This window comes from Pseudomonas sp. LBUM1664 (genome assembly GCF_059695895.1).
In genome coordinates this window covers 6,245,405-6,272,175 of the sequence record NZ_CP166791.1, presented here as the reverse complement: position 1 = coordinate 6,272,175, position 26,771 = coordinate 6,245,405, and the positions used below count along the sequence as shown (strand labels likewise).

24 protein-coding genes are annotated in these 26,771 nt (G+C 60.1%); 14 read left to right on the top strand and 10 right to left on the bottom strand.

Annotation, left to right across the window (positions count from 1 at the left end):
- Positions 1-60 precede the first annotated feature (60 nt).
- The 3 genes from ACA047_RS29085 to aspA all read right to left on the bottom strand — a co-directional run bounded on the left by ACA047_RS29085 (position 61) and on the right by aspA (position 4,518).
- Positions 61-1,065, bottom strand: a complete 1,005-nt coding sequence (locus ACA047_RS29085) for an asparaginase (protein ID WP_497355364.1) — start codon at positions 1,063-1,065, stop codon at positions 61-63.
- Between the two features lie 133 nt (positions 1,066-1,198).
- The gene (locus tag ACA047_RS29080; protein WP_497355362.1) at positions 1,199-2,647 is read right to left on the bottom strand and encodes an alanine/glycine:cation symporter family protein; all 1,449 of its coding nucleotides are present in this window, start codon (positions 2,645-2,647) and stop codon (positions 1,199-1,201) included.
- Between the two features lie 446 nt (positions 2,648-3,093).
- The gene (gene aspA, locus ACA047_RS29075; protein ID WP_497355360.1) at positions 3,094-4,518 is read right to left on the bottom strand and encodes an aspartate ammonia-lyase; all 1,425 of its coding nucleotides are present in this window, start codon (positions 4,516-4,518) and stop codon (positions 3,094-3,096) included.
- 180 nt (positions 4,519-4,698) lie between these two features.
- Between aspA and ACA047_RS29070 the strand changes: the two genes are divergently transcribed.
- On the top strand, positions 4,699-5,607 hold the full coding sequence (locus ACA047_RS29070; protein ID WP_497355359.1) for a LysR substrate-binding domain-containing protein: 909 nt from the start codon (positions 4,699-4,701) through the stop codon (positions 5,605-5,607).
- A gap of 57 nt (positions 5,608-5,664) precedes the next feature.
- Here ACA047_RS29070 and ACA047_RS29065 read toward each other — a convergent pair whose 3' ends face one another.
- A complete protein-coding gene (locus tag ACA047_RS29065) occupies positions 5,665-6,366 on the bottom strand; it encodes a zinc metalloprotease (RefSeq protein WP_497355358.1) in 702 nt (233 codons plus the stop codon).
- Between the two features lie 239 nt (positions 6,367-6,605).
- Positions 6,606-7,175 (bottom strand): hypothetical protein, encoded by a 570-nt coding sequence (locus ACA047_RS29060; RefSeq protein WP_497355357.1) that lies wholly within the window; start codon positions 7,173-7,175, stop codon positions 6,606-6,608.
- Positions 7,176-7,536: 361 nt separating this feature from the next.
- Between ACA047_RS29060 and purE the strand changes: the two genes are divergently transcribed.
- From purE to ACA047_RS29040, 4 genes are all read left to right on the top strand, one after another.
- On the top strand, positions 7,537-8,028 hold the full coding sequence (purE, locus tag ACA047_RS29055; protein WP_497355355.1) for a 5-(carboxyamino)imidazole ribonucleotide mutase: 492 nt from the start codon (positions 7,537-7,539) through the stop codon (positions 8,026-8,028).
- Positions 8,029-8,040: 12 nt separating this feature from the next.
- Complete coding sequence (locus tag ACA047_RS29050) at positions 8,041-9,123, top strand: 5-(carboxyamino)imidazole ribonucleotide synthase (RefSeq protein ID WP_497355353.1); 1,083 nt, start codon at positions 8,041-8,043, stop codon at positions 9,121-9,123.
- Positions 9,124-9,228: 105 nt separating this feature from the next.
- The gene (locus tag ACA047_RS29045; protein WP_497355351.1) at positions 9,229-9,474 is read left to right on the top strand and encodes a GlsB/YeaQ/YmgE family stress response membrane protein; all 246 of its coding nucleotides are present in this window, start codon (positions 9,229-9,231) and stop codon (positions 9,472-9,474) included.
- 88 nt (positions 9,475-9,562) lie between these two features.
- A complete protein-coding gene (locus ACA047_RS29040; RefSeq protein WP_497355349.1) occupies positions 9,563-10,099 on the top strand; it encodes a DUF3299 domain-containing protein in 537 nt (178 codons plus the stop codon).
- Between the two features lie 43 nt (positions 10,100-10,142).
- On the opposite strand, the gene ACA047_RS29035 is transcribed toward ACA047_RS29040, so the two are convergent.
- Positions 10,143-11,042, bottom strand: coding sequence for a D-hexose-6-phosphate mutarotase (locus ACA047_RS29035; RefSeq protein WP_497355347.1), 900 nt, complete (start codon positions 11,040-11,042; stop codon positions 10,143-10,145).
- 57 nt (positions 11,043-11,099) lie between these two features.
- Positions 11,100-11,504 (bottom strand): acyl-CoA thioesterase, encoded by a 405-nt coding sequence (locus tag ACA047_RS29030; RefSeq protein WP_003177184.1) that lies wholly within the window; start codon positions 11,502-11,504, stop codon positions 11,100-11,102.
- 369 nt (positions 11,505-11,873) lie between these two features.
- Between ACA047_RS29030 and ACA047_RS29025 the strand changes: the two genes are divergently transcribed.
- From ACA047_RS29025 to ACA047_RS28990, 8 genes are all read left to right on the top strand, one after another.
- Positions 11,874-13,163 (top strand): MFS transporter, encoded by a 1,290-nt coding sequence (locus ACA047_RS29025; protein ID WP_497355345.1) that lies wholly within the window; start codon positions 11,874-11,876, stop codon positions 13,161-13,163.
- Positions 13,164-13,336: 173 nt separating this feature from the next.
- Positions 13,337-14,332, top strand: a complete 996-nt coding sequence (locus ACA047_RS29020) for a phosphate ABC transporter substrate-binding protein PstS family protein (RefSeq protein WP_497355343.1) — start codon at positions 13,337-13,339, stop codon at positions 14,330-14,332.
- A 468-nt stretch (positions 14,333-14,800) separates the two neighbouring features.
- On the top strand, positions 14,801-16,834 hold the full coding sequence (locus tag ACA047_RS29015; RefSeq protein ID WP_497360580.1) for an ABC transporter permease subunit: 2,034 nt from the start codon (positions 14,801-14,803) through the stop codon (positions 16,832-16,834).
- A gap of 15 nt (positions 16,835-16,849) precedes the next feature.
- The gene (gene pstA / locus ACA047_RS29010; RefSeq protein WP_497355341.1) at positions 16,850-18,520 is read left to right on the top strand and encodes a phosphate ABC transporter permease PstA; all 1,671 of its coding nucleotides are present in this window, start codon (positions 16,850-16,852) and stop codon (positions 18,518-18,520) included.
- Between the two features lie 138 nt (positions 18,521-18,658).
- Positions 18,659-19,492, top strand: coding sequence for a phosphate ABC transporter ATP-binding protein PstB (gene pstB / locus ACA047_RS29005; protein WP_497355339.1), 834 nt, complete (start codon positions 18,659-18,661; stop codon positions 19,490-19,492).
- Positions 19,493-19,615: 123 nt separating this feature from the next.
- On the top strand, positions 19,616-20,377 hold the full coding sequence (phoU, locus tag ACA047_RS29000) for a phosphate signaling complex protein PhoU (protein WP_497355337.1): 762 nt from the start codon (positions 19,616-19,618) through the stop codon (positions 20,375-20,377).
- A gap of 167 nt (positions 20,378-20,544) precedes the next feature.
- Positions 20,545-21,489: a response regulator gene (locus ACA047_RS28995; protein WP_497355335.1), complete on the top strand. Its 945-nt coding sequence runs from the start codon at positions 20,545-20,547 to the stop codon at positions 21,487-21,489.
- 163 nt (positions 21,490-21,652) lie between these two features.
- Entirely contained in the window at positions 21,653-22,549 is an 897-nt protein-coding gene (locus ACA047_RS28990; protein WP_497355333.1) for a peptidoglycan DD-metalloendopeptidase family protein, read from the top strand.
- Between the two features lie 131 nt (positions 22,550-22,680).
- On the opposite strand, the gene ACA047_RS28985 is transcribed toward ACA047_RS28990, so the two are convergent.
- The 3 genes from ACA047_RS28985 to phoB form a co-directional block, all read right to left on the bottom strand.
- Positions 22,681-24,021 (bottom strand): hemolysin family protein, encoded by a 1,341-nt coding sequence (locus tag ACA047_RS28985; protein WP_497355331.1) that lies wholly within the window; start codon positions 24,019-24,021, stop codon positions 22,681-22,683.
- Between the two features lie 123 nt (positions 24,022-24,144).
- A complete protein-coding gene (gene phoR, locus ACA047_RS28980) occupies positions 24,145-25,467 on the bottom strand; it encodes a phosphate regulon sensor histidine kinase PhoR (RefSeq protein WP_497355329.1) in 1,323 nt (440 codons plus the stop codon).
- Positions 25,468-25,511: 44 nt separating this feature from the next.
- Entirely contained in the window at positions 25,512-26,201 is a 690-nt protein-coding gene (phoB, locus tag ACA047_RS28975) for a phosphate regulon transcriptional regulator PhoB (RefSeq protein ID WP_003177195.1), read from the bottom strand.
- A 151-nt stretch (positions 26,202-26,352) separates the two neighbouring features.
- Between phoB and ACA047_RS28970 the strand changes: the two genes are divergently transcribed.
- Positions 26,353-26,733, top strand: coding sequence for a COG4315 family predicted lipoprotein (locus ACA047_RS28970; protein ID WP_497355326.1), 381 nt, complete (start codon positions 26,353-26,355; stop codon positions 26,731-26,733).
- The last annotated feature ends 38 nt before the right edge of the window (positions 26,734-26,771 follow it).

The following is a 26,771-nucleotide window of genomic DNA, read 5'->3' as shown; positions in this document are numbered from 1 at the left end:
CCAGCGGGAGCAAGCTCCCTCGCCATAAAAGCCCTTGCTACAAGTTAATGCAGGTTTGAATCAGCTCAGTTCGCCGCACAGGTCCAGCTCAACCAGCCGCCGAACTTCATCCACCGGTAACCCGGCGCCGATCAACGCCTGCAACTTGCCGGACGCGGCCTCGCGGGTCATGCCGCCGCCGGACAGTACGCCGACGCCACGCAAGCGGCTGCCGGCCTCGTACACGTCCAGCTCCACGCCACCTTCATGACACTGGGTCACGGCCACGACCACCACGCCGTTGTCCCGCGCGCGCTCGAGGCTGGCGAGGAAGGCCGGGTTGTCGCTCGGCCCGGTGCCGCTGCCGTAGCACTCCAACACCAAGCCCTGGATGCCGCTGCCGAGCAGGCCATCGAGAATCTCGGCGCTGATGCCGGGAAACAGTGGCAGCGCCGCGACATTCGCCAGTTGTTTGGGCTGGTTGTAATTCAACTGCGCCGGCAGCGAAGAAGCTTTGATACCCCCGCCCTGACGCTCCAGGCGTTTGAACGGGTGACGACCGAAGCTGCGCACCTTGGCGCAACGGGTCGGCGCCAGCAGCTCACCGTGGAAGTACAGATGCACGCCTGGCGCCAACCCTTGGCCGAGGGCAACCAACGCGCTGCTGAGGTTTTCCCAGGCGTCGCTGTCGGTCACGCCGGCGGGCAGCATGGAGCCGGTAAAGCACACCCGGGCGTGCAGGCCGAGCAATTGAAAGCTCATGGCCGCCGCGCTATAGGCCAAGGTATCGGTGCCGTGCAGGATCAGTACGCTGTCGCAGCCCTGCACATCCACGGCATCGACCACCGCTTCGCGCAGTTGCTGCCAGTAGGCCGGGGTCATGTTGGCGCTGTCGATCAGCGGCGACATTTCCCGGAAGCGCCATTGCGGGACAACGAGTTCGGGTTGGCTGTGCAAGTAATCGCGCATTCGCGCTTCGAAACCGGATGCCGGCGCCAGGCCGTGAGCGCTGGCCTGCATGCCGATGGTGCCACCGGTGTAGAGCACCATGACGTGCTGGGCGGCAGGGTAAGTCGAGGGGTTCATGGGTGTTCTCCGAGGACGAAAACGGCAGCTTCATTAAAGCTGCCACAACATAAGGTCGAGCATGACGCCGACCTTACGTTGTGTCACGCCGGGCGCAGGGGATGCGCCCGGTTTTTTACGGTCAGCCTGCCGATCAGCGTTGCGCTGCGGCTACGCCCGCGGCAGCTTCAGGCTGGGCAGCCGGCGCCGACGGGTTGGCTGGCCACGCTTTGCGGTCCAGATCCAGATCCGGGAATTTGCTGGAATCGAACACCGGAACCTTGATGCCGGCCGAACGCTGGTCATCGTAGTCGCGCAGGATGCGCATGCCGACCTTGAACAGCAGGAACAGCGCGATCAGGTTCACGAACGCCAGCAGGGTCATGGTGATGTCGGCGAAGGCAAACACGGTGCTGAGGTTTTCGATGGCGCCCCAGAAGATCAATACCAGCACCAGGGCGCGATAGCCGATCAGCACCTTGCGGTTTTCACCGACCATGAAGCGCAGATTGTTCTCGCCCAGGTAGTAGTTGTAGAGGATCGAGGTGAACACGAACAACGACAGGGCCACGGAGATGAAAATCCGACCCCAATCACCGACCACGGCGGCCAGGGAGTTCTGGGTCAGGGCAATGCCGTCGCCTTCGAAGCCAGGGGTGTAGAAGCCCGACAACAGGATCAGCAGCGCGGTGCAGGTGCAGATTACGAAAGTGTCCAGGAATACGCTGAACGCCTGGACCACACCTTGGGCTACCGGATGCTCGACCGAGGCTACGGCGGCTACGTTAGGCGCACTGCCCAGGCCGGCTTCGTTGGCGAATACGCCACGCTTGACGCCCATGACGATGGCGCTGCCGATCAGGCCGCCAAAGGCCTGATCCAGACCGAACGCACTTCTGACAATAGTCGCCAGCATGTCCGGTACGTGTTCGAACTGCAGCACGATCACGTAGAGAGTTACGCCGATGTACGCCAGGGTTTTGACCGGTACCAGCAGGTCGGCCACCTTGGCGATGCGCTTGATCCCGCCAATGAACACCAGGCCCAGCAATACCGCCAGGGCCAGGCCGGTGTAGGTAGTGTCAAAGCCGAAGGCGTTGTTCAGCGAGTGGGTCACGGCGTGGGCTTGCAGGCCGTTGAAAGCGAAGCCGAAGGTGATCAGCAGCAGGAATGCCATGATCATGCCCAGCCAGCGTTTCTGCAGACCGTGCTGGATGTAGTAGGACGGGCCGCCACGGTACTGGCCTTCGGAGTCGCAGCGCTTGTAGAGCTGGCCGAGGGAGCATTCGAAGAAGCTGCTGGACATGCCGACCAGCGCGGTCACCCACATCCAGAACACCGCACCAGGACCGCCGAGGGTCACCGCGATGCCGACACCGGCGATGTTACCCGCACCGACACGACCGGCCAGGCTGAGCATCAGGGCCTGGAACGAACTGAGCTGGTCAGTGCTGCTCTTGAGGCTGTCACGGAACACCGTGAACATGTGGAAGAAATGTCGGAACTGGACGAAACGCGAGCGGATCGTGAAGTAGCTACCGAGCCCGACAATGAGCACGATCAGCACTTTCCCTGAAAGGAAGTCGTTGATGACTTCGAGCATGAGTATTCCTCGCTGTTTTTTGTTTAAGCAAATGATGGCCATTTGGAAACATTGCGTTACATCCGTAAGCGCGCGGCTTGACAGGTGAGGCGCGGTTTCGTCCCGGTCCAATTCGCGGGTTGTTATTAGTTCGGGTTTCGCATGTTGTTGAGACCTCGCTACCGACGATCACTCATACGAAGAGGGGCGGCACTATACCTATCAGCGCGGCGCCCGTCTGCACAGTTGTGGTGCGTCCGACGAAACGGGGTGCAGCAATATCAAAAAATCGCAGCTTTCGGCAGCCTCATTTCAATCAATGCAGAGGCTGTCGAAGGCTGCGATCTTGTCAGTTCAGGCATGAGCCCTCCTGGTAACGGCAAAAAAAGGGCTTAGGGAAGATCCCCAAGCCCTCAAAAGGTGAGAGGTGTCTAGTCCCTCGACCTGGTGAGCGTTAGTTGCGTCGATCACGCTTTCAGCGGTACCAGACGCGGTGCAATCATGTTTTCCGGGCGCAGGATGTCGTCGAGCATGGCGTCGTCGAGCAAGCCTTCTTCGCGCACCAGTTCCAGCACGCCGCGGCCGCTTTCCAGGGCTACGCGGGCGATGCGGGTGGCGTTTTCATAGCCGATGTACGGGTTCAGGGCGGTGACCAGGCCGATCGAGTGCTCGACCAGTTCGCGGCAGCGCGCTTCGTTGGCGGTGATGCCGACGATGCAGTGCTCGCGCAGCATGTCCATGGCCCGTTGCAGCAGGCGGATCGAGTCGAAGATCTTGAAGGCGATCAGCGGCTCCATCACGTTCAGTTGCAGTTGGCCGCCTTCGGCGGCGATGGTCAGGGCCAAGTCGTTGCCGATGATCTGGAACGCCACTTGGTTGACCGCTTCCGGGATCACCGGGTTGACCTTGCCGGGCATGATCGAGCTGCCTGGCTGGCGGGCCGGCAGGTTGATTTCGTTGATGCCGGTGCGAGGGCCGCTGGAGAGCAGGCGCAAGTCGTTGCAGATCTTCGACAGCTTGACCGCGGTGCGCTTGAGCATGCCGGAGAACAGCACGAAGGCACCCATGTCGGATGTGGCTTCGATCAGGTCGGCGGCCGGTACCAGCGGTTGACCGCTGATGGTTGCCAGACGCTGCACGGCCAGGGCCTGGTAGCGTGGGTCGGCGTTGATGCCGGTGCCGATGGCGGTGCCGCCCAGGTTCACTTCGGTGAGCAATTCAGGCGCCAGGGTTTTCAGGCGCGCCAGGTCTTCGCTCAGGGTGGTGGCGAAGGCGCGGAATTCCTGGCCGAGGGTCATCGGCACAGCGTCCTGCAGCTGGGTGCGGCCCATTTTCAGGACGTGGCTGAATTCTTCACCCTTGGCTGCGAACGACTGGATCAGGCTATCGAGGCTGGCCAGCAATGCATCGTGACCCAGCAGCAGACCCAGGCGGATCGCGGTCGGGTAGGCGTCGTTGGTGGACTGCGCCATGTTCACGTCGTTGTTGGGGTGCAGATACTGGTATTCGCCCTTGTTGTGGCCCATGGCCTCCAACGCAATGTTGGCGATGACTTCGTTGGCATTCATGTTGGTCGACGTGCCGGCGCCGCCCTGAATCATGTCCACCACGAACTCTTCGTGGAAATCACCGCGGATCAGTCGTGCACAGGCTTCGCTGATGGCTGCATGCTTGGCTTCGCTGAGCTGGCCCAGCTCGCGGTTGGCGTCAGCGGCGGCCTGTTTGACCATTGCCAGGCCGACTACCAGCTTGGGGTAATGCGAGATCGGGACGCCGGAGAGACGGAAGTTGTTCACCGCTCGCAGGGTCTGGATGCCGTAATACGCTTGTGCTGGTACTTCGAGTACGCCAAGCAGGTCTTTTTCTGTGCGGAACGATGCAGCGCAGGACATGATAGAAATCATCTCGATAAGGACCCGGTCTAAGCCGGAACGCTGTGGATCCTAGGCTCTGGAAAAAATAAGGGCCAATGCTGTTAAACACTGCCCTATGCATATTCGGCATAATGCCGGTGTGACGCTGTCGGTGCGTCGAGCGTGTGACCTGTTTTGGTGCGTGTAACGGAGGACATGATGAATCTTGAAAGCAAATGGCTTGAGGACTTCAGTGCCCTGGCCGCTACTCGCAGCTTCTCCCAGGCCGCCGAACGGCGCTTTGTGACGCAACCGGCTTTCAGCCGGCGAATCCGCAGCCTCGAATCGGCGCTGGGGCTGACCCTGGTCAACCGCTCTCGCACACCGGTCGAACTGACGGCGGCGGGGCAACTGTTCCTGGTGACAGCGCGCACAGTGGTCGAGCAGTTGGGTGAAGTGCTGCGCCATTTGCATCATCTGGAAGGCGGGCAGGGCGAAGTGATCCAGGTGTCGGCCGCGCATTCCCTGGCCTTGGGCTTCTTCCCACGCTGGATCGCGCAACTGCGCAACGAAGGGATGAACATCGCCACGCGGCTGGTGGCGACTAACGTGGGCGATGCCGTCCATGCATTGCGTGAGGGCGGCTGCGACCTGATGCTGGCCTTCTACGATCCGGATTCGGCGATGCAAATGGACCCGGAGATCTTCCCGTCGCTGCACCTGGGCCAGACCGAGATGCTCCCGGTGTGTGCGGCCGATGCCGACGGCAACCCACTGTTCGATCTTGAAGGCGAGGCCAGCGTGCCGCTGCTGGCCTACAGCGCCGGAGCGTTTCTCGGCCGCTCGGTTAACCAGTTGTTGCGCCAGCGGGCGCTGCGTTTCACCACGGTCTACGAGACAGCCATGGCCGACAGCTTGAAAAGCATGGCCCTGGAAGGCCTGGGCATCGCCTGGGTACCGCACCTGAGCGTGCGCGCCGAACTGGCCCGGGGCGAACTGGTGATCTGCGGCGGTGCGCAATGGCACGTGCCGCTGGAGATTCGCCTGTATCGCTGCGCCCTGGTGCGCAAGGCCAATGTGCGGTTGTTGTGGCGCAAGCTTGAGGGGGGTGCGGCGAGCAACGCATGAAGCGATTTGACTCGCCGTCGGTATAAGCCTCTCAGCCGGGAGGGGCTGTAAACAATTTCATGGCGTGCTGTCCAGGTACGACACGATACGTTCACGATTACCCTCACTATATTGGTAGCAGTTGCTCAGCATTTGGTTGATCTTGGCTGCCATGAATGTTTCGCACCACCACCCGTTGTAGCGAACTTCTGATAGGTCGTGATCCGCCGTGAACATGTGTCCCAACTCATGGCCGGCAATTTGCTTTCCGAGCAGTGAGGCAATGCCAAAGGGTTGACCCCTGCCCGCGACGCCCAAGACGTCTTTATCAACCATGGCGTTTTTCGTCAGCAGTACGAATTTCGTCGTTTTGTTGTGCGGAAGATTTTTATCACGACGGTACTGTTGGGCGAGTAAGACCCACCCGTTATATGATTCTACCTGAGTGTTTTTGTACGAATAATTCGTATAGGGCGGCATGTTTCGAACAAACGCTACAGACACACGACGCCCGGTCACTGCAGTTATCTCTTTCACCCAATCGAGAAAGTGCTCTTTGAACAACGAAGAAATCGCCGTCTCGGGGATGTCGTCATGAATGAATGCAAAAATGAAAATCGGTCTTTTTTCTTCGGGTGCGGCACTGGACCTGTCGGACACTCTGGGCGTTTCAACGTTATTCACTGGCCATGGTGTATTGTCCGTTACAGTATTTGCCTGGGCGGTCGGGAGTATCAGTAAAGCGCTCAATAAAAGCATTGGTTTAAGAAATTTAGGCATGACTCTTCTCAGTTTATATTCAAATGTGTCTAATGTTGATTGTATGATCGTGAAATGATAAGTGCGTGTGGGCCAATTTTTTTGGCGCGGGCATTAATAGTGCGTTGTTCGTCATTTCTAATCGTGGGCGGTGTTGCCGGTGTTGCCGGTGTGGCTGCTGTGGCGCAACCTTGCAGGTGGTGCGGCAAGCCCTGCTGGTGAGGGCGTGAGACTCCACAGTGTTGGTTGCGCAGCGGATGTCAATCGAATCGACTTAGATGCCTACGAATGTTTTCTCTGTTTTTGTTGCTGAAGCGATAAGTGTTGCCACGCAAATGTGAAAAATTATCGGACAACATGATCGAGCTGTGCCACCAGCCGTCGTAATCAATTTCACTGTCTTCGTGAGTGGCACCCAGCATGTGCCCAATTTCGTGGGCGGGGGCGCGATACATACTGATTGACGAGATGGCGGCATAGCTTTTGTTATAAGCTATGCCAATAACGCCATTGTTAATGGCGTGTCGAGTCAGCAAAAGAACTGGGTTGAGGGCAGAGTTAAAATAATCTGACTGGGTTAGCTTGTGATGAGATTTGTTCACTCGTTGCCGCCAGCCGCTCAGCGCAATTGATTCGTCTGCGTTTCTGTAGTCGTATCCTGATAAATCTGAGTAGGAACCCGGATTGACTATCGTAAAGCTGACGTTTCGCTCCGAAATTTCTTCCAGCTCGGTTTTAAGCCAAGAGAAGTAATCGGTGTAAAGCTTATTGGCGTCGTAGTCCTTTAAATCGTCATGAGCGATGATGTAGATGTTGATGGGGTATTTCATTGCATTTGAACTCCTGTTCAGTTGTTGATTCCTGTTAAAGACGCACCGGTCATTATCGTTAATGAACCGTGCGAAGTTTTTATAATGGTTTCTACCCACTAAATAAATCGCCGCAACGCCTCAAAATATTTCGCTGTATCGGGCCGTGGCGAGCTGACTTTTTAGTCAGGAAGCGCGTATTTTCCAATCCCATGACAGATGGTCGTCACAGGGGCTGTTTATCTGCTTCATTGAGGTATACTGCGCGGCCTTCGGCCGGTCCAGATCGGCCATTATTCGTACAACAAGCCACGCCGGGTTTCCCGCGTGGCTTGTTGTTTTTTGACGCGCCTGCGGGCGCCCAGAGAGAAGAGGCACGACGATGAGTGCACTGGTTGGCGTGATCATGGGCTCCAAGTCCGATTGGTCCACCCTTAGCCACACCGCCGATATGCTGGAAAAGCTCGGCATCCCTTACGAGGTGAAAGTGGTTTCCGCTCACCGCACCCCGGACCTGCTGTTCCAGTACGCCGAAGAGGCCGAGTCCCGTGGCATCGAGGTGATCATCGCCGGTGCCGGTGGTGCGGCCCACTTGCCAGGCATGTGTGCGGCCAAGACCCACCTGCCGGTGCTGGGCGTGCCGGTGCAGTCGTCGATGCTCTCGGGCGTCGATTCGCTGCTGTCGATCGTACAGATGCCGGCCGGCGTTCCGGTCGCGACCCTGGCCATCGGCAAGGCTGGCGCGATCAACGCGGCGTTGTTGTCGGCGAGCATCCTGGGCGCCAAGCATCCACAATTTCATACCGTGCTGAAAAAATTCCGCGCTGAGCAGACAGACAGCGTCCTGGACAATCCAGACCCACGCATTGCCTGAGGTTGTTGACGAATGAAGATCGGTGTAATCGGTGGCGGCCAGTTGGGTCGCATGTTGGCCTTGGCGGGTACGCCGCTGGGGATGAACTTCGCTTTCCTGGACCCAGCGCCGGACGCCTGTGCCAGCGCGCTGGGTGAACACCTGCGAGCCGACTACGGCGACCAGGATCACCTGCGCCAATTGGCCGATGAAGTCGACCTGGTGACCTTCGAGTTCGAAAGCGTCCCGGCCGAAACCGTTGCCTTCCTGTCCCAGTTCGTCCCGGTCTATCCGAGCGCCGAAGCCTTGCGCATCGCCCGTGACCGTTGGTTCGAAAAGAACATGTTCAAGGACCTGGGCATCCCCACGCCGGCCTTCGCCGACATTCAATCCCAGGCCGACCTGGAAGCCGCCGTTGCCTCCATCGGCCTGCCGGCGGTCCTCAAGACCCGTACCCTGGGTTACGACGGCAAGGGTCAGAAAGTCCTGCGCAACCCTGAAGACGTGGCCGGTACCTTTGCCGAGCTGGGCAGCGTGGCGTGCCTGCTGGAAGGCTTTGTGCCGTTCACCGGCGAAGTCTCGTTGATCGCCGTGCGTGCCCGCGACGGTGAAATCCGTTTCTACCCGCTGGTGCACAACACCCACAAGGACGGCATTCTCAAGCTGTCCGTCGCCAGCACCGACCATCCGTTGCAGGCCCTGGCCGAGGACTACTCCAGCCGGGTGCTCAAACAGCTCGACTATGTCGGCGTGATGGCGTTCGAGTTCTTTGAAGTGGACGGTGGCCTCAAGGCCAACGAAATCGCCCCTCGGGTGCACAACTCCGGGCACTGGACCACCGAAGGCGCCGAGTGCAGCCAGTTCGAAAACCACCTGCGGGCGGTGGCCGGGCTGCCGCTGGGGTCGACCGTCAAGGTCGGCGAAAGCGCGATGCTCAACTTCATCGGCAAGGTGCCGGACACCGAGAAAGTCCTGGCGATTGCCGGTTGCCATCTGCACCACTACGGCAAGGCGTTCAAGGTCGGACGCAAGGTCGGCCATGCCAACCTGCGCTGCGCTGACCGGGCCACACTGGCCCAGCAGATTATCAAGGTCGAGACGCTGATCGCCGAGTAATAATCTGAAGCATTGGTGGAACCATTCGTCGGCCGGCTTCTCTCATGGCAAGGTGCCAAAGTCTGACTAGGCTTTGGCTTAGCGGCTTAATCAGAGGGAAATGCCATGGGAATTATTGGAACCATCTTTATCGGCTTGATCGTCGGCCTGCTGGCGCGCTTCCTTAAACCGGGCGATGACGGCATGGGTTGGATCATGACCATCCTGCTCGGTATCGGCGGTTCGCTGGCAGCCACCTACGGCGGCCAAGCCCTGGGTATCTACCAGGCTGGCGAAGGCGCTGGCTTCATCGGTGCCCTGGTGGGCGCGGTGGTACTGCTGGTGATCTACGGCCTGATTAAAAGAAACTGATTCAACGCGACAAAGCCCTCTCTGCGTGGCGCGCAGGGAGGGCTACAATGCCCGGCGTTTCATTTCTCACTTATTGCCGAGCCCTTTCATGCGCCGTCTAGTGTTGACCCTTCTTCTGCTGGGCAGTGGCCTGGCCCACGCTGCCGAACTGCCGGAAACCGACTGGCTCGAACTGATGCCCAAGTCGGACCAGAAAGCCCTCGAGGCCATGCCCGAAATCGACCACAACTCCCCCGAAACCAACGGCACCTTCACTGCAAAAGGTGGCCTGAAGCAGAGCAAGGGATTGCCGGCGGTGATGTATTCCACCAAAACCGTGGCCTCGATGAACGACAAGCACATTCGCATCGGCGGTTACCCGGTGCCACTGGAAACCGACGCCAAGGGCCGTAGCACGCTGTTCTTCCTGGTGCCTTACCCCGGTGCCTGCATCCACGTCCCGCCACCGCCGCCTAATCAGCTGGTGCTGGTGCGCTATCCCAAGGGTCTTAAGCTGGACGACATCTATACACCGCTGTGGGTGATTGGCACGCTGAAGATCGAAAAGGTCGACAACGACCTGGCCAGCGCGGCGTACGCACTGGACGCCGAGAAGGTGAGAGTGGTGGTGGAGGCAGATCTGTAACAAAACCGGTTAGCCGGGCACAGACACCAAGGTGTAGTGCGGCTTAGAGCGGCTTGCTACCGATGCTCACCCCGAGGGTATGACTGGCCTGTGGCAGCAGCGTCACCACGTCATCCATCACGTTCGCCGTCTCGATGCACAGCATGCGCTGCCAGCCATCGTCGGCCATGTCGCTGAAGGCCTTGGCGCGTTCGGTCCAGGGATTCCAGATCACCGCCGAGCGCGAACCGCTGCTGGTCAGTTCGATCCGTCGTTCCCAGTGCGGGTCAACGATGCTCAGCTTCGGCGGGGTATCGAGGTAGATGCGATCGGTCTCGCCGGCAAAGTGCAAATTGCCGGCCTGGGTGACGGTTTTCCAGTCGTCCAGGGTCTCGATATAACTTAAGCCATCCACCCCTTCGACATGCACATTACGCACGTCGCTGACGGCGAAATAGCTATGCAGTGCCTGGCTGAGGCTGACGGTTTCGCTGCCGAGGTTATGGCTGGTGAGGCTGATGTGCAACTGCTCGTCCATCACGATGGCCAGTGTCAGGTCTACCTGATGAGGCCAGCCCGAGAGGCCGTTTTCGGGGTAGGGCAAGACGAATTCCACTTTCAAGCTTTCGCCCTGAGCTTCGATCCCCTTGAGCGTCCAATCCATCGCCCGCACCAGACCGTGGGCGGTGGCCGGGTCGTTGCTCACGCGCATGGCCTGTACGCTGTCAGGGTTGCGCGTCAGGTTGCCGAACCACGGCCAGCACACGGGCACGCCGGCACGGATGCTCTTGCCGGTCTTGAACGTGGCCTGGTCATTGAGCCAGATCAGCGGCGGCTGGCCGTCCACTTGATAGCTGAGGATATGCGCGCCTTGCTGGGCCACCAGCAACTCGGCCTGGCCGTGGCGGATGCGCCAGCCATTCAGTTCATCCAGTTTGACGGCTTCGACATTGGGCGTAGGCATGCTGCAAATCTCGTTCAGGAACAGGAACTGCAATGGACCGTAAAACGGCCGCCGCGTTTAACGAGCGCGTGGCGGAACCGAGCGGGTACGACCACTGCCGTCGATGGCGACGAACACAAACACGGCCTCGGTCACTTTGCGCCACTCACTGGACAGCGGGTCGTCGCTCCAAACCTCGACCATCATCTGGATCGAGCTGCGGCCGATTTCCAGCGCCTGGGTATAAAACGATAGCTGCGCACCCACCGCCACCGGCACCAGGAACGCCATGCGATCGATCGCCACGGTGGCCACGCGTCCGCCGGCCACTTTACTGGCCATTGCGGTGCCGGCCAGGTCCATCTGGGAAACCAGCCAGCCACCGAAAATATCGCCGAAACCGTTGGTCTCGCGAGGGAGCGCGGTGATTTGCAAGGCCAGGTCGCCCTGCGGGATTGGATCTTCTTGTTCGAGCTCTATCATGCCGGGGGTGCCTCTGACCCGTAACGCTGTCTTGTGCTTAAGGTGAATAGCCGTCTTTGAAAAAAACGATTCAGCCCGAACATGCTGCGTTCGTCACGTTTTTCGTAAAGGCGTGCCAAAGGGAAACTCTGCGAAACCGGCTGGTTCTGGTACTACGCCACCAACGACGTTTTCGCACAGCAACCCCTTACAGAGTGTTGCAAGGTTGCGAGTATATCGGGCGATAGACGTCGAGACGACCATTGGGTTCTGTTTTCGACGGTCAAATACGCGCCGCTATGTGCTTTTTCGAACAATTTGCTATCGTGCCGAACCTGCCCAGGCCACGATGTCGTGGCTGCAGAACCGACTATAAGAGAAGCCCCTGCCATGACCACTGCGCCTTTGAGCACGGCGATGCCTGCCCGTCCGCTGACCCGCAACGATTACAAGACCCTGTCGCTTTCTGCCTTGGGCGGCGCGCTGGAGTTCTACGATTTCATCATTTTTGTGTTCTTTGCCACCGTGGTCGGTAAATTGTTCTTTCCCGCCGACATGCCGGAGTGGCTGCGCTTGATGCAGACGTTCGGCATTTTTGCCGCCGGTTATCTGGCCCGGCCGCTGGGCGGGATCATCATGGCTCACTTCGGCGACCTGCTGGGGCGCAAGAAAATGTTCACCTTGAGCATTTTCATGATGGCCGTACCGACCCTGATCATGGGCCTGCTGCCGACCTACGCCCAGATCGGCATGTGGGCGCCGATTCTGCTGCTGCTGATGCGGATAATTCAGGGAGCAGCCATTGGCGGCGAAGTGCCGGGAGCCTGGGTATTCGTTTCTGAACACGTGCCGGCGCGCCACATCGGCTATGCCTGCGGCACCCTCACGTGCGGCCTGACGGTGGGGATTCTGTTGGGTTCGCTGGTCGCCACTGCCATCAACAGTATCTATACGCCGGTTGAAGTGGCGGATTACGCCTGGCGGATTCCGTTCCTGCTGGGCGGTGTGTTCGGTCTGTTTTCGGTGTACCTGCGCCGCTGGCTCCACGAAACCCCGGTGTTCGCCGAACTGCAACTGCGCAAGGCCCTGGCCGCAGAGGTGCCACTGCGAGCCGTGCTGCGCGATCATCGCGGCGCCATCGCCATTTCGATGCTGCTGACCTGGTTGTTATCGGCCGGCATCATCGTCGTCATCCTGATGACCCCGACCGTGCTGCAGACCGTGTATCACTTCAGCCCGACCACCGCGTTGCAGGCCAACAGCCTGGCAATCGTGTTCCTCAGCTTTGGCTGCATCGGCTCTGGTGTGCTGGCCGACCGCTTCGGCGCTGGCCGGGTCTTCGTGTTTGGCAGCGCGTTGCTACTGATCACGTCCTGGACGTTCTACCACAGCCTGTTCGACCACCCCGAGTGGCTGTTCCCGCTCTACGCCCTGAGCGGGCTGCTGGTGGGCACCATCGGTGCGGTGCCCTATGTCATGGTCAAGGCGTTCCCGGCCGTGGTGCGCTTCAGTGGCCTGTCGTTCTCCTACAACCTGGCGTATGCGATCTTCGGCGGCCTGACCCCGATGATCGTCACCCTGCTGCTCAAGGAAAGCCCGATGGGGCCGGCCTATTACGTGGCGGTTATCTGCGGCCTCGGAATCGCGGTGGGCGGTTACCTCTGGAAGAAAGGTCGCTAGGCCTAGACGTTTATCGACTGTACTGGCCTGCTCGCGGTGAAGGCGACTGGCAGGATTCTTGTAAAACCCAATGCTGGCCTTTCATCTAATTGTCATATTCCGGTCATAGAGTGTTCGCACGGCTTACAGATAATTAGCCGACTTAACACACCCCTATCTGCTAGGAGTAAGGCATGAAACTGAAGCGTTTGATGGCGGCAATGACCTTTGTCGCTGCTGGCGTTGCGACTGCTAACGCGGTTGCTGCTGTTGACCCTGCGATCCCGAGCTACACCAAAATCACTGGTGTGTCGGGCAACCTGTCCAGCGTCGGCTCCGATACTCTGGCCAACCTGATGACCTTGTGGGCTGAGAACTACAAGAAAGAATACCCGAACGTAAACATCCAGATTCAAGCCGCCGGCTCCTCCACCGCGCCGCCCGCACTCACCGAAGGCACCGCCAACCTGGGCCCGATGAGCCGCAAGATGAAGGACACCGAGCTGCAGGCCTTCGAAACCAAATACGGTTACAAGCCTACTGCCATCCCGGTTGCCGTGGACGCCCTGGCTGTATTCGTGCACAAGGACAACCCGATCCAGCACCTGACCATGGAACAGGTCGATGCGATCTTCTCGTCCACTCGTCTGTGCGGCGCTAAAACCGACGTGAAAACCTGGGGTGACCTGGGCGTGACAGGCGACCTGGCTAACAAGCCGGTGCAACTGTTCGGTCGTAACTCGGTATCCGGCACCTATGGCTACTTCAAAGAAGAAGCCCTGTGCAAAGGCGACTACAAGCCAAACGTCAACGAACAACCAGGCTCGGCTTCGGTCGTGCAGTCGATCAGCTCTTCGCTGAACGGCGTCGGTTACTCGGGCATCGGCTACAAAACCGCCAGCGTGAAGACAGTAGCCCTGGCCAAGAAAGGCAGCACTGAGTTCATCGAAGACTCGGAAGAGAACGCCCTGAACGGCAAATACCCGCTGTCGCGTTTCCTCTACGTTTACGTCAACAAGGCTCCGAACAAGCCTCTGGCTCCGCTGGAAGCTGAGTTCGTGAAGCTGGTCCTGTCCAAGCAAGGTCAGGAAGTTGTGGTCAAGGACGGCTACATCCCACTGCCAGCCAAGGTTGCCGCCAAGGCACTGGCTGACCTGGGTCTGTCCGAAGGCAACGTTGCCAAGAAGTAATACCTGAGCCGGGCCAATGCCCGGACTCCTGTGGGGGTGAGTTTGCTCGCGATAGCAGTGGGTCAGTCAACAACAATGTTGAATCTGATGACCCTTCGCAAGCAAGCTCGCGCCCACAACCCCAAATTCCTGTCCGCTGCCGGCTCCTACGGCGGCGGATTTGTCGCGTCACTGCACTGTCATCTTTCTGTCATACAGGATCGCTAGGGTGTGCGCATGAATGATCTGGCCAACTCCACAATGACTACGACTTCCCCTCCCAAGCGCATTGATTTCAATACGCCTGAGCTGCAACGCAAGCGCCGTATTCGCGCGCTCAAGGATCGCCTGACCCGCTGGTACGTCCTGATCGGCGGGCTCGCCGTCCTGGCAGCCATTACCCTGATTTTCTTCTTCCTTGGGTACGTGGTATTCCCGCTGTTCCAAGGCGCGGACCTGACCGCCAAAGACGCGATCACCCCGGCCTGGATGCAAGACGCCGGCAAACCGCTGATGATCTCCATCGAAGAACAGAACCAGGTCGCCATGCGGGTTTCCGACAAGGGCCAGGCGCTGTTTTTCGACATCAACAGCGGCGCCGAACTGCGCCGTGTCGACCTGCCGATTCCGGCCGGTGCCAGCGTGACGTCCATCGGCGAAGACCAGCCCGGCAGTCCGCTGGTGGCAATCGGTCTGTCCAACGGCCAGGCCCTGGTGTTCCGTCACACCTATAAGGTCAGTTACCCGGACGGCAAGAAAACCATCTCGCCAGCCATTGAATACCCGTATGGCGAAACGCCGATCGCGTTGAACGAACAGGGCGCGCCCTTGGAGCATGTCAGCCTCAACGCCACCGATTCGACCCTGCTGATCGCCGGTTCCAGCGGTGCCCAGTTGCAGGTGCTGTCGCTCACCCGCGAAGAAAACATGATGACCGGTGAAGTCACCAGCGAGCAGGCGCGCATCGAGCTGCCGCAGATGACAGAGCCTGTGAAGAGCATCTTCGTCGACCCGCGCCAGCAATGGCTGTATGTGGTCAACGGTCGCGCCCAGGCCGACGTGTTCAGCCTGCGGGACAAGAGCCTCAACGGTCGTTACAAACTGCTGGAAGACGGCGAAGCCCAAGTCACCGCCACGACCCAGCTGGTGGGCGGGATTTCGCTGATCATCGGCGACTCCAAGGGTGGCCTGGCCCAGTGGTTCATGGCCCGCGATGCGGACGGCGAGCAACGTCTGAAGCAGATCCGCACCTTCCAGATGGGCACCACGCCGATCGTTGAAATATCCGCCGAGGAACGTCGCAAAGGCTTCGTTGCCCTCGACGCGGCCGGCAAGCTCGGCGTGTTCCACAGCACCGCTCACCGCACCTTGCTGGTGGACCAGGTGGTCGATGGCCAAGGCCTGTTCGGCATGTCGCCACGGGCCAACCGCCTGATCGTGGAGCAGGGCGGCAAGCTGCAACCGCTGCAGTTGGAAAACCCGCACCCGGAAGTTTCGTGGAGCGCGTTGTGGAGCAAGGTCTGGTACGAAAACTACGACGAACCTAAGTACGTCTGGCAATCGACCGCCGCCAACACCGATTTCGAACCCAAGCTGAGCCTCTCGCCGCTGACCTTCGGTACCCTCAAAGCCGCGTTCTACGCGATGCTGCTGGCCGCGCCGCTGGCGGTTGCCGCTGCGATCTACACCGCGTACTTCATGGCCCCGGGCATGCGTCGCAAGGTCAAGCCGGTGATCGAGCTGATGGAAGCGATGCCGACGGTGATTCTGGGCTTCTTCGCCGGCCTGTTCCTGGCGCCGTACGTCGAAGGACACCTGCCGGGCATCTTCAGCCTGCTGATGTTGGTGCCGATTGGCATCCTGGTGGCCGGTTTCGTTTTCAGCCGCTTGCCTGAATCCATACGCCTGAAGGTGCCAGAGGGCTGGGAAAGCGCGATGCTGATCCCGGTGATCCTGTTCGTCGGTTGGCTCTCGCTGTACATGAGCCCGTACATGGAAACCTGGTTCTTCGGCGGCGACATGCGCATGTGGATCTCCCATGACCTGGGTATCACCTACGACCAGCGCAACGCCCTGGTGGTCGGCCTGGCGATGGGCTTCGCGGTCATCCCGAACATCTACTCCATCGCCGAAGACGCCGTGTTCAGCGTGCCGCGCGGCCTGACCCTGGGCTCGCTGGCCCTCGGTGCCACACCGTGGCAGACCATGACCCGTGTGGTGATCCTCACCGCCAGCCCCGGCATCTTCTCGGCGCTGATGATCGGCATGGGCCGTGCGGTGGGTGAGACCATGATCGTGCTGATGGCCACCGGTAACACGCCGGTCATGGAAATGAACCTGTTCGAAGGCCTGCGCACCCTGGCGGCCAACGTGGCGGTGGAAATGCCCGAATCGGAAGTCGGTGGCAGCCATTACCGCGTGCTGTTCCTGTCGGCCTTGGTGCTGCTGCTGTTCACCTTCGTCATGAACACCCTCGCCGAGCTGATTCGTCAGCGTCTGCGCAAGAAATATTCGTCGCTTTAAGAAAGGTAGAAGTCTGTGAAACAGAACTCCCTGAAAGGATGGTTCAAGAGCGGCGCCCCAGGCGTCTGGATCAGCGGTGGCGCGGTGTCCATCGCGGTCATCATGACCATTGGCCTGCTGGCAGTGATTGCCGTGCGCGGTCTGGGCCACTTCTGGCCGGCGGACCTGATCCACGCCAGCTACAACGTGCCGGGCATGCCTAACCACCTGGTCGTTGGCGAAGTGGTGCAAAAAGAAGAAGTGCCACGCGAGCGCCTGAAAAGCGCCGGCTTGCCGGTGCCGGACGAAGGCCCCGAGTTCATGACCCGCGAGCTGGTCAAGGTCGGCAACCGGGATCTGAACGGCAACGACTTCACCTGGATCGTCGGCGAATGGCTGACCAACCAGACAACGCCGCCGGAGCTGATGGCCATCGAGCGTCGTGAGTGGGGCAACTTCTACGGCTATCTGGTCAACGTCAAGGAAGACGGCAAGGTCATCGCCGAAGGCGAGGCCGCCTGGCCGCAGTTGCAGGCCCGCGTACAGCGGGTCAACAAGCTCGCTGCCGAGCTCAAGACCCTGGAAAAAGTCGACATCGGCGCGATCAACGCCGGCCTGGAGCGCATCCGCCTGCACGGTCGCAAGCTGGAGCTGGACGGCAAGCTTGACGCCGCCGCACAAGCCGACATGGAAAGCGATCGCGCCGAACTCAATGCCCGTTACAAGGACATTGAGGCTCGCCTGTCCGACCTGCACGCGCAATTCAACCGCGACAGCCTGACCGCCCGCGATGCCAACGGTAAAGAGGTGGAAATCGGCATTGGCAAAGTGGTGCACGCTTACCAGCCGAACGGCATGGGCACGTTCACCAAACTCGGTTTCTATTTCAGCAAGGTCTGGGAATTCCTCAGCGACGATCCTCGTGAAGCCAACACCGAAGGCGGGATCTTCCCGGCGATTTTCGGTACGGTGATGATGACCCTGATCATGGCGATGATCGTGACGCCATTCGGCGTGCTGGCAGCGGTGTACCTGCGCGAATACGCTCGCCAGGGGCCGATGACCCGCCTGATCCGCATCGCGGTGAACAACCTGGCGGGCGTACCGGCCATCGTTTACGGCGTGTTCGGCCTGGGCTTCTTCGTCTATGTGCTGGGTGGCTCGCTTGACCGTCTGTTCTTCCCCGAGGCTCTGCCGGCGCCGACATTCGGCACCCCGGGCCTGCTCTGGGCTTCCCTGACCCTGGCACTGCTGGCGGTGCCAGTGGTGATCGTGGCCACCGAAGAAGGCCTGGCGCGTATCCCGCGTACCGTGCGCGAAGGGTCCCTGGCCCTCGGCGCGACCAAGGCCGAGACATTGTGGAAAATCGTCCTGCCCATGGCGAGCCCGGCAATGATGACCGGCATGATCCTCGCCGTGGCCCGCGCCGCCGGTGAAGTGGCGCCACTGATGCTGGTAGGCGTGGTAAAACTGGCCCCGTCGCTGCCGCTGGACGGCAACTACCCGTACTTGCACCTGGACCAGAAAATCATGCACCTGGGCTTCCATATCTATGACGTCGGCTTCCAGAGCCCGAACGTCGAAGCGGCGCGACCGCTGGTGTACGCCACGGCGCTGTTGCTGGTGCTGGTGATCGCCACGCTCAACCTGTCGGCGGTGTGGATCCGTAACCACCTGCGCGAGAAATACAAAGCACTGGATAGCTGATTACACACTGATCTTTTGTGGGAGCGAGCCTGCTCGCGATGGCATCACCTCGGTTTAACGCCAAACCGAGTCGCCTGAATCGCGAGCAGGCTCGCTCCCACACAACCGAACCGAATTTGTTAGCACAGGGAGCCTCCCATGCAACACGAAGTACAACCACGCGGCATCAACATGTCGGCCCTGGGTCGTGATAAGCAGAGCCTGGACCTGGCGCAGGAAACCGTCGCCATCGAAGTACCGGGCCTGAGCCTGTTCTACGGCCAGAAGCAGGCGCTGTACGACGTCAGCCTGAACATTCCAAAACAGCGCGTTACCGCGTTCATCGGCCCGTCGGGCTGCGGCAAGTCAACCTTGCTGCGCACCTTCAACCGCATGAACGATCTGGTGGATGGTTGCCGCGTCGAGGGTGAAATCAACCTCTACGGCAACAACATCTACCGTAAGGGCGAAGACGTGGCTGAGCTGCGCCGTCGCGTGGGCATGGTGTTCCAGAAGCCCAACCCGTTCCCCAAGACCATCTACGAGAACGTGGTCTACGGCCTGCGCATCCAGGGCATCAACAAGAAGCGCATTCTTGATGAAGCCGTGGAATGGGCGCTCAAGGGCGCGGCGCTGTGGGACGAGGTCAAGGATCGCCTGCATGAATCGGCACTGGGCCTGTCCGGTGGTCAGCAGCAGCGTCTGGTGATCGCCCGCACCATCGCCGTGGAGCCGGAAGTGCTTCTTCTCGATGAACCCTGCTCGGCCCTGGACCCGATCTCGACGCTGAAAGTCGAAGAGCTGATATACGAGCTAAAGTCCAAATTCACCATCGTCATCGTGACCCACAACATGCAACAGGCGGCGCGGGTTTCGGACTACACCGCGTTCATGTACATGGGCAAACTGGTGGAATTTGGCGACACCGACACCCTGTTCACCAATCCGGCCAAGAAGCAGACCGAGGACTACATCACCGGTCGCTACGGCTAGTCGAGGCCGCTGTAGAGCCGCAAGCTTCAAGCGGCAAGACAGAGGCGGTGTGATATCAGGATCAACATTTAACTGCTTGAAGCTTGCAGCTTGAAGCTTGCAACTTTCGCGGAGCGAACAAAGATGATTTCGAAGGAAGGCCTTACTCACCACATTTCCGCACAGTTCAACGCCGAGCTGGAAGAGGTGCGCAGCCACCTGCTGGCCATGGGCGGGCTGGTGGAAAAGCAGGTCAACGACGCGGTGACCGCGCTGATCGAGGCCGACTCCGGCCTGGCCCAGCAAGTGCGCGAGATCGATGACCAGATCAACCAGATGGAGCGCAACATCGACGAGGAATGCCTGCGCATCCTGGCCCGTCGTCAGCCTGCCGCTTCCGACCTGCGCCTGATCATCAGCATCTCCAAATCGGTGATCGACCTGGAGCGGATCGGCGACGAATCTACCAAGATCGCCCGTCGTGCCATCCAGTTGTGCGAAGAAGGTGAAGCGCCGCGCGGTTACGTCGAAGTTCGCCACATTGGCGACCAGGTGCGCAACATGGTACGCGATGCGCTGGACGCCTTCGCCCGCTTCGACGCCGACCTGGCGTTGTCGGTGGCCCAGTACGACAAGATCATCGACCGCGAATACAAGACCGCCCTGCGCGAGCTGGCGACCTACATGATGGAAGACCCGCGCTCCATCTCCCGGGTGTTGAGCATCATCTGGGTGCTGCGTTCTTTGGAGCGTATCGGCGATCATGCGCGCAACATCTCGGAACTGGTGATTTACCTGGTGCGCGGCACTGACGTGCGGCACTTGGGGCTCAAGCGAATGAAGGAAGAAGTTGAGGGCACCCCGTCTGAAACTGCTAATGTTCCGGGCGAATCTGACGATAAGTAAGATTGCCAGGAAAAATGCCCGGCCTTCTGGTCGGGCTTTTTTTTGTGAATTTTTTAATCGAAAGCAGCACCCCGCGAACGAAAAGTACCGGCGTGACTGAAGGTTTTTGGCAATGTGCCATCAGTAAAAGCGGTATGCTTGCCGGGATTTTTTAGAGGTGTATCTGGATGAGTAAGGTCAGTGTGTTGGTCGTGGACGACGCTTCGTTCATTCGTGACCTGGTGAAGAAGTGCCTGCGTAACTACTTCCCGGGCATTCGCATCGAAGACGCGGTGAACGGCAAGAAAGCCCAGTCCATACTGGCCCGTGAGGCGTTCGACCTGGTGCTGTGTGATTGGGAAATGCCAGAAATGTCTGGCTTGGAGCTGCTGACCTGGTGCCGTCAGCAAGACAACCTCAAGGGCATGCCGTTCGTGATGGTCACCAGTCGCGGCGACAAGGAAAACGTGGTCCAGGCGATCCAGGCCGGTGTGTCCGGCTACGTTAGCAAGCCATTCACCAACGAACAGTTGCTGACCAAGGTCAAGCAGGCCCTGCACAAGGTCGGCAAGCTCGACACCCTGATGAACAGCGCCCCGACCAAGATGAACTCAGCGTTCGGCAATGATTCGCTCAGCGCCCTGACGGGCGGTAAGGCGGCTCCGGTTGCAGCGGCTGCCCCTGCGGTGAATCCGTTTGCCCAACCCGTTGCCGTCGCGCCCGCCGCCGCTGCACCGGCCCGTGGCTTGCTCAATAGCCCGCCGGTCAAGGCGCCTGCAGCATCCGCGCCGACCGCCAACCGCGGTCAGGGCCAGTTACGCCTGCCCAGCGGTACCCAGCCATGCGTGATCAAGGCCCTGAGCCTCAAAGAAGCGCTACTGCTGGTCAAACGCACCGACACCCTGCCGCAAGTGCTCGAAAGCGCGGTGCTGGACATGGAGCAGGGCGATAACGCCGAAACCGCTCGTCTGAACGGCTACCTGCACGCCATCGTCGCCCACGAGCAGACCCCTGACAGCGAATGGCTGCAACTGACCTTCCGTTTCGTCGACAAAGACCCGCAGAAACTCGACTACATCTCCCGTCTGATCGCCCGTGGCACGGCGCAGAAACACTTCGTGCCTGGCGCCTGATCCAGCGGCGTCTGTAGATCGCTCCCACGCAGAGCGTGGGAACGATCTACCTCCTCGGCAATGCCTGATCTGCCAACCCATTTTGAAACATTCGTCGACTACGCTGGTCAATCCCAGCTGCTAGGCTGCTGTGCAGGCCTTCATTTCGACAGAATTTTTGCCCATGCTCGTGCCCCTCCTGTTTGCCTGCGGTCTTGTCCTGGCCTCCACCTCGGCGGTGGGCATGACGATCTACAAATCCACCGATGCCAATGGCGTGGTGTCCTATAGCGACCGGCCCAGCAAGGGCGCCCAGGTGTTCGTGTTCCGCGATCGCATGGTCGAACGCCTGGAGCGGCAGGTGTTTCTCGATATCAAGAAGCAGAACGGCGCGGATGCGGTATTTGTGCGCAACGACCTGTACGCGCCGGTGGAGGTCGAGTTGAGTTTCGCCGAGCTGCGCAACGTGAGCGGTGCGCCGAGCCGGCCGATTCGACGGGTCCTGCCGGCGCGCAGCAACCTGCGCCTGGCGCTGCTCACGGCCACGCGGCCCGGAAGGCCGCTGGTGTATACCCCAAGGTTCGAATACTCCCTGGGCGACCCTTCAGGCGCGGCGCAGGCCTATCAGTACCCCTTGCCGTGGCGTGGCGGGCCGTTTCGGCTGAGCCAGGGCGCCAACGGCCAGTACAGCCATTACGGCCCGAAAAACCGCTACGCCATGGACATCGCCATGCCCGAAGGCACGCCGATCATCGCGGCGCGGGGCGGCGTGGTGATCAAGACCGAAAATGAGCAGAGCGGTCGCGGGGATGACCCCTCGGGCAACTTTGTGCGGGTGTTGCACGATGACGGGACCATGGGTGTCTACTTGCACCTGCAACAAGGCTCGGTGAGCGTACGGGAAGGGCAACGGGTTGTGGTGGGCACGCCGCTGGCGTTGTCGGGCAACACCGGCAACAGTTCCGGGCCGCACTTGCACTTCGTGGTGCAGCGCAATACCGGGTTGGGGCTAGTGTCGATTCCCTACCAGTTCAATCAACCGGTGGGCGCACTGCCCAACTTTGCGTTGGGCAAGCAATAGGGCTGGAGGCGCAGGGCTTTTGTGGCGAGGGAGCTTGCTCCTGCTGGGTCGCGAAGCGGCCCAAAGCGACGACTGCTTCGCAGCCGAGCGGGAGCAAGCGCCACAGGGGGGATGGCCTTTTAGGCTGATGCTCAATCGAGCATCAACACCTTCGCTAGAATAATCTTCGGCCCTTTCATCTTCTTGATGATGATCCGCAAGCCTTCGACTTCCAGCACTTCTTCCTCTACCGGCACCCGCTTGAGGGTTTCATAGACCAGCCCGGCAAGGGTTTCGGCTTCGATGTGGTCCAGGTCGATACCCAGCAGGCGTTCAACCTTGAACAGCGGCGTGTCGCCGCGCACCAGCAGCTTGCCCGGCTGGTAGGCCAGGATGCCGCGCTCGGCCTTGCGGTGTTCGTCCTGGATGTCGCCAACCAGCACTTCCAGCACGTCTTCCATGGTCAGGTAGCCGATGATGTTGCCGTCGGCTTCCTCGACCACGGCGAAGTGCGAGCCGCCCTTTCGGAACTGCTCCAGCAACTGTGACAACGGCATGTGCCGCGACACGCGCTCCAGCGGCCGGGTCAGCTCGGCCAGGTTGAACGACTCGGGAATGTGATCCAGGGCCGCCAGTTCCAGCAGCAAGTCCTTGATGTGCAGCAGGCCGACGAACTCCTGGCGTTCGCTGTCGTACACCGGATAACGGCTAAACTTGTGGCGACGGAACATCGCCAGGATCTCTTTGAGCGGCGCGTTGAACTCCAGCGTCACCAGGTCTTCCCGGGAGTTGGCCCAGTCCACCACTTCCAGCTCGCCCATCTCCACGGCCGAGGCCAGCACGCGCATGCCTTGGTCGCTTGGGTCCTGGCCACGGCTGGAGTGCAGGATCAGTTTCAGTTCTTCACGGCTGTAATGGTGTTCGTGATGCGGGCCGGGCTCGCCTTGGCCGGCGACGCGCAGGATGGCATTGGCGCTGGCGTTGAGCAGGTAGATCGCCGGGTACATGGCCCAGTAGAACAGGTACAGCGGCACGGCGGTCCACAGCGACAGCAGCTCGGGTTTGCGGATCGCCCAGGATTTGGGCGCCAGCTCACCGACCACGATGTGCAGGTACGAAATAATGAAAAACGCGGTGAAGAACGACACGCCCTTGATGACTTCCGGCGATTGAACGCCGACCGCGCCCAACAGCGGCTCGAGGATGTGGGCGAACGCTGGCTCACCGACCCAGCCCAGGCCCAGGGAGGCGAGGGTGATACCCAACTGGCAGGCCGACAGGTAAGCGTCGAGCTGGCTGTGGACGGTGCGCAGGATGTGCCCGCGCCAGCCGTTCTGTTCGGCGATGGCCTCGACCCGGGTCGAGCGCAGCTTGACCATGGCAAATTCGGCCGCAACGAAAAAGCCGTTGAGCAAAACCAGGATCAGAGCAAAAAGAATCATGCCGAATTCGGCGAAGAGTGTTACGAGGGACAAGCCAGGGGAAGGGTCCATGATGGAGTTTTGCGGGTTCCGTATGTTCGTAAGGGTTAGAAATGAGCGCCTGAAAAGGCAGGCACAAGTCAGCTAATGTAGCGGCTGACTCGACGGTTGCCTAGGGGGGAATGCCGGTCGGTATCAATCGGCGCGGCTGACCAGACGCGAGCGAACCACCTGCGCGGGAACGAAATGGCAGGTAAATGTGCTGCCGTGGCCGGGCACGCTGCTGATTTCCATGCGCCCGCGATGGCGTAACAAAACGTGTTTAACGATCGCCAGGCCCAGCCCGGTGCCGCCGGTGTTGGAATTGCGGCTGGAGTCGACGCGGTAGAACCGTTCGGTCAGGCGCGGCAGGTGTTTGCTGTCGATGCCGATGCCCGAGTCTTGTACGCTCAGGTGCGCACCTTGCTCATCGCCCCACCAGCGAACTCGGATCCGGCCTTGCTCGGGCGTGTACTTGACTGCGTTGAACACCAGGTTGGAAAACGCACTGCGCAGTTCCGCCTCGCTGCCTTTTAGCTGCACGCTCGGGTCGGCTTCAAGCGTGATGGTCTGCTGCTTGGGGCCGGACAGCTCCTGGGCATCTTCAGTAATGGTTTGCAGCAGATCGTCGATGGGCACCGGCTGGTTGTCCGACGGGTAATCGGTGGCTTCCAGCTTCGCCAGCAGCAGCAAGTCGTTGAGCAGGGTCTGCATGCGCCCGCCCTGTTGTTGCATCTGCTGCAGGGCCCGGCTCCAGCGTGGGTTCACTTCCTCGACGTTATCGAGCAGGGTTTCCAGGTAACCGCAGATCACCGTCAACGGCGTGCGCAGTTCGTGGGAAACGTTGGCGATGAAGTCTTTGCGCATCTGTTCCAACTGATGGATACGCGTCACGTCACGCACCAGCATCAAGTGTTCGTTGTTGCCGTAGCGCGTGATGTACAGCTGGATGCGCAGCCGATCGTTGGTCGGCGAAGGAATCTCCAGCGGCTCGGCGTAATTGTTTTGCTCGAAATATTCCTTGAAGCGTGGATGGCGTACCAGGTTGGTCACCGGCTGGCCGCTGTCCTGAGGCGTCTTGAGGCCCAGCAGGGTCTCGGCGGCGCGGTTCCACCATTCCAGATTACCGTCGCTGTCGAGCATGATCACCGCGTCTTTGAGCGCGGCAGTCGATTCCTGAACCCGGTCGATCACTGCTTGCAGGCGGCCGCGCACGCGCTGGTCGCGCCGTTGCAGGTGGTAAATGCTGTCGAACACCTCACCCCACAGGCCATAGCCGTCGGGCGGTGCTTCGTCGGGTTTGTGCAAGCGCAGCCACTCATGCAGGCGCAGCAATTGCTTGAGGGTCCAGGCCAGGTAAAGCGCCAGGCCCGCGGCCAGGCTCCAGCCGTAATAGCCGCTGATCAGGCCGATCACCAGGCAGCCGGTGATCAGCAGCAACATGTGGCGGATCAAGGTGCCATGCCAGTTTTGGTTCAATTAACGCGCGTCCTTGTCAGCTTGTCGGGCGGTAAGGGCTCGGGTCAGGCCTTGGTAGAAAAACGATAACCGGTACCGCGTACGGTTTGTACCAGATTCTCATAGGCATCGCCGAGGGCCTTGCGCAGGCGGCGGATGTGCACATCCACGGTACGCTCCTCGACATAGACGTTGCCGCCCCAGACCTGGTCCAGCAGTTGGCCTCGGGTGTAGGCACGCTCCTGGTGGGTCATGAAAAATTGCAGCAGGCGGTATTCGGTCGGGCCCATCTCGGCCGGTTTGCCGTCGATGGTCACGCGGTGGCTGATCGGGTCCAGCAGCAGGCCACCGACTTCAATCGGCGCTTCGCCATCGGTAGGCCCGGCGCGACGCAGCACGGCCTTGAGGCGCGCCACCAGCTCGCGTGGGGAAAATGGCTTGGTGATGTAGTCATCGGCACCGACTTCCAGGCCCTGGATCTTGTTGTCCTCTTCGCCCTTGGCCGTCAGCATGATGATCGGAATATCGCCGGTCAGCTCGTCGCGCTTGAGGCGCCGCGCCAGTTCGATGCCAGACGTGCCGGGCAGCATCCAGTCCAGCAGAATCAGGTCGGGCTTGCGGTCGACGATGATGGCGTGGGCCTGTTGTGAGTTTTCTGCTTCCATGCAGTCATAGCCGGCCATCTCCAACGCGACGGCAATCATCTCGCGGATGGGCGCCTCGTCGTCGACGATCAGAATGCTCCTGCCAACCATGGGGTAATCCTCTGTCATTTAACTGTCTTGCGCCGCATTAGATAACGGAATTATTGCAGTCGTGTGACAGTTATTTCGTCAGCCGGCGACGAAGGGGATCCTGAGCTACGCTTTTCAGTCCGAATCCTGACAACCACAAAAGAAGGTTTCCATGACTTACTTCACCCAATCCATCAAGGCTCTGGCGGTAACGGCTGCCCTGGCGCTGCCGGCATTGGCATTCGCGGCTGAACCGGCGATGGAAAAAGACGGCATGTGGGTCGATCACCAAGGCATGACGTTGTATACGTTTGCCAAGGACGATGGCGGCAAGTCGATGTGTAACGACAAATGCGCGGAGAACTGGCCACCGCTCAAGGCTAGAAGCGACGATAAGCCAATGGGCAAATGGACTGTGATTAAGCGCGATGACGGTTCACCGCAGTGGGCCTACGAGAGCAAGCCGCTGTACACCTTCGTGATGGACAAGAAGGGAGACAACACCGGTGACGGCAAAATGGACGGTGCCTGGAAGACCGCCAAGTCCAAGTGACAGGTCCAGTCGAGACGTTTTTGTGGTGAGGGAGCAAG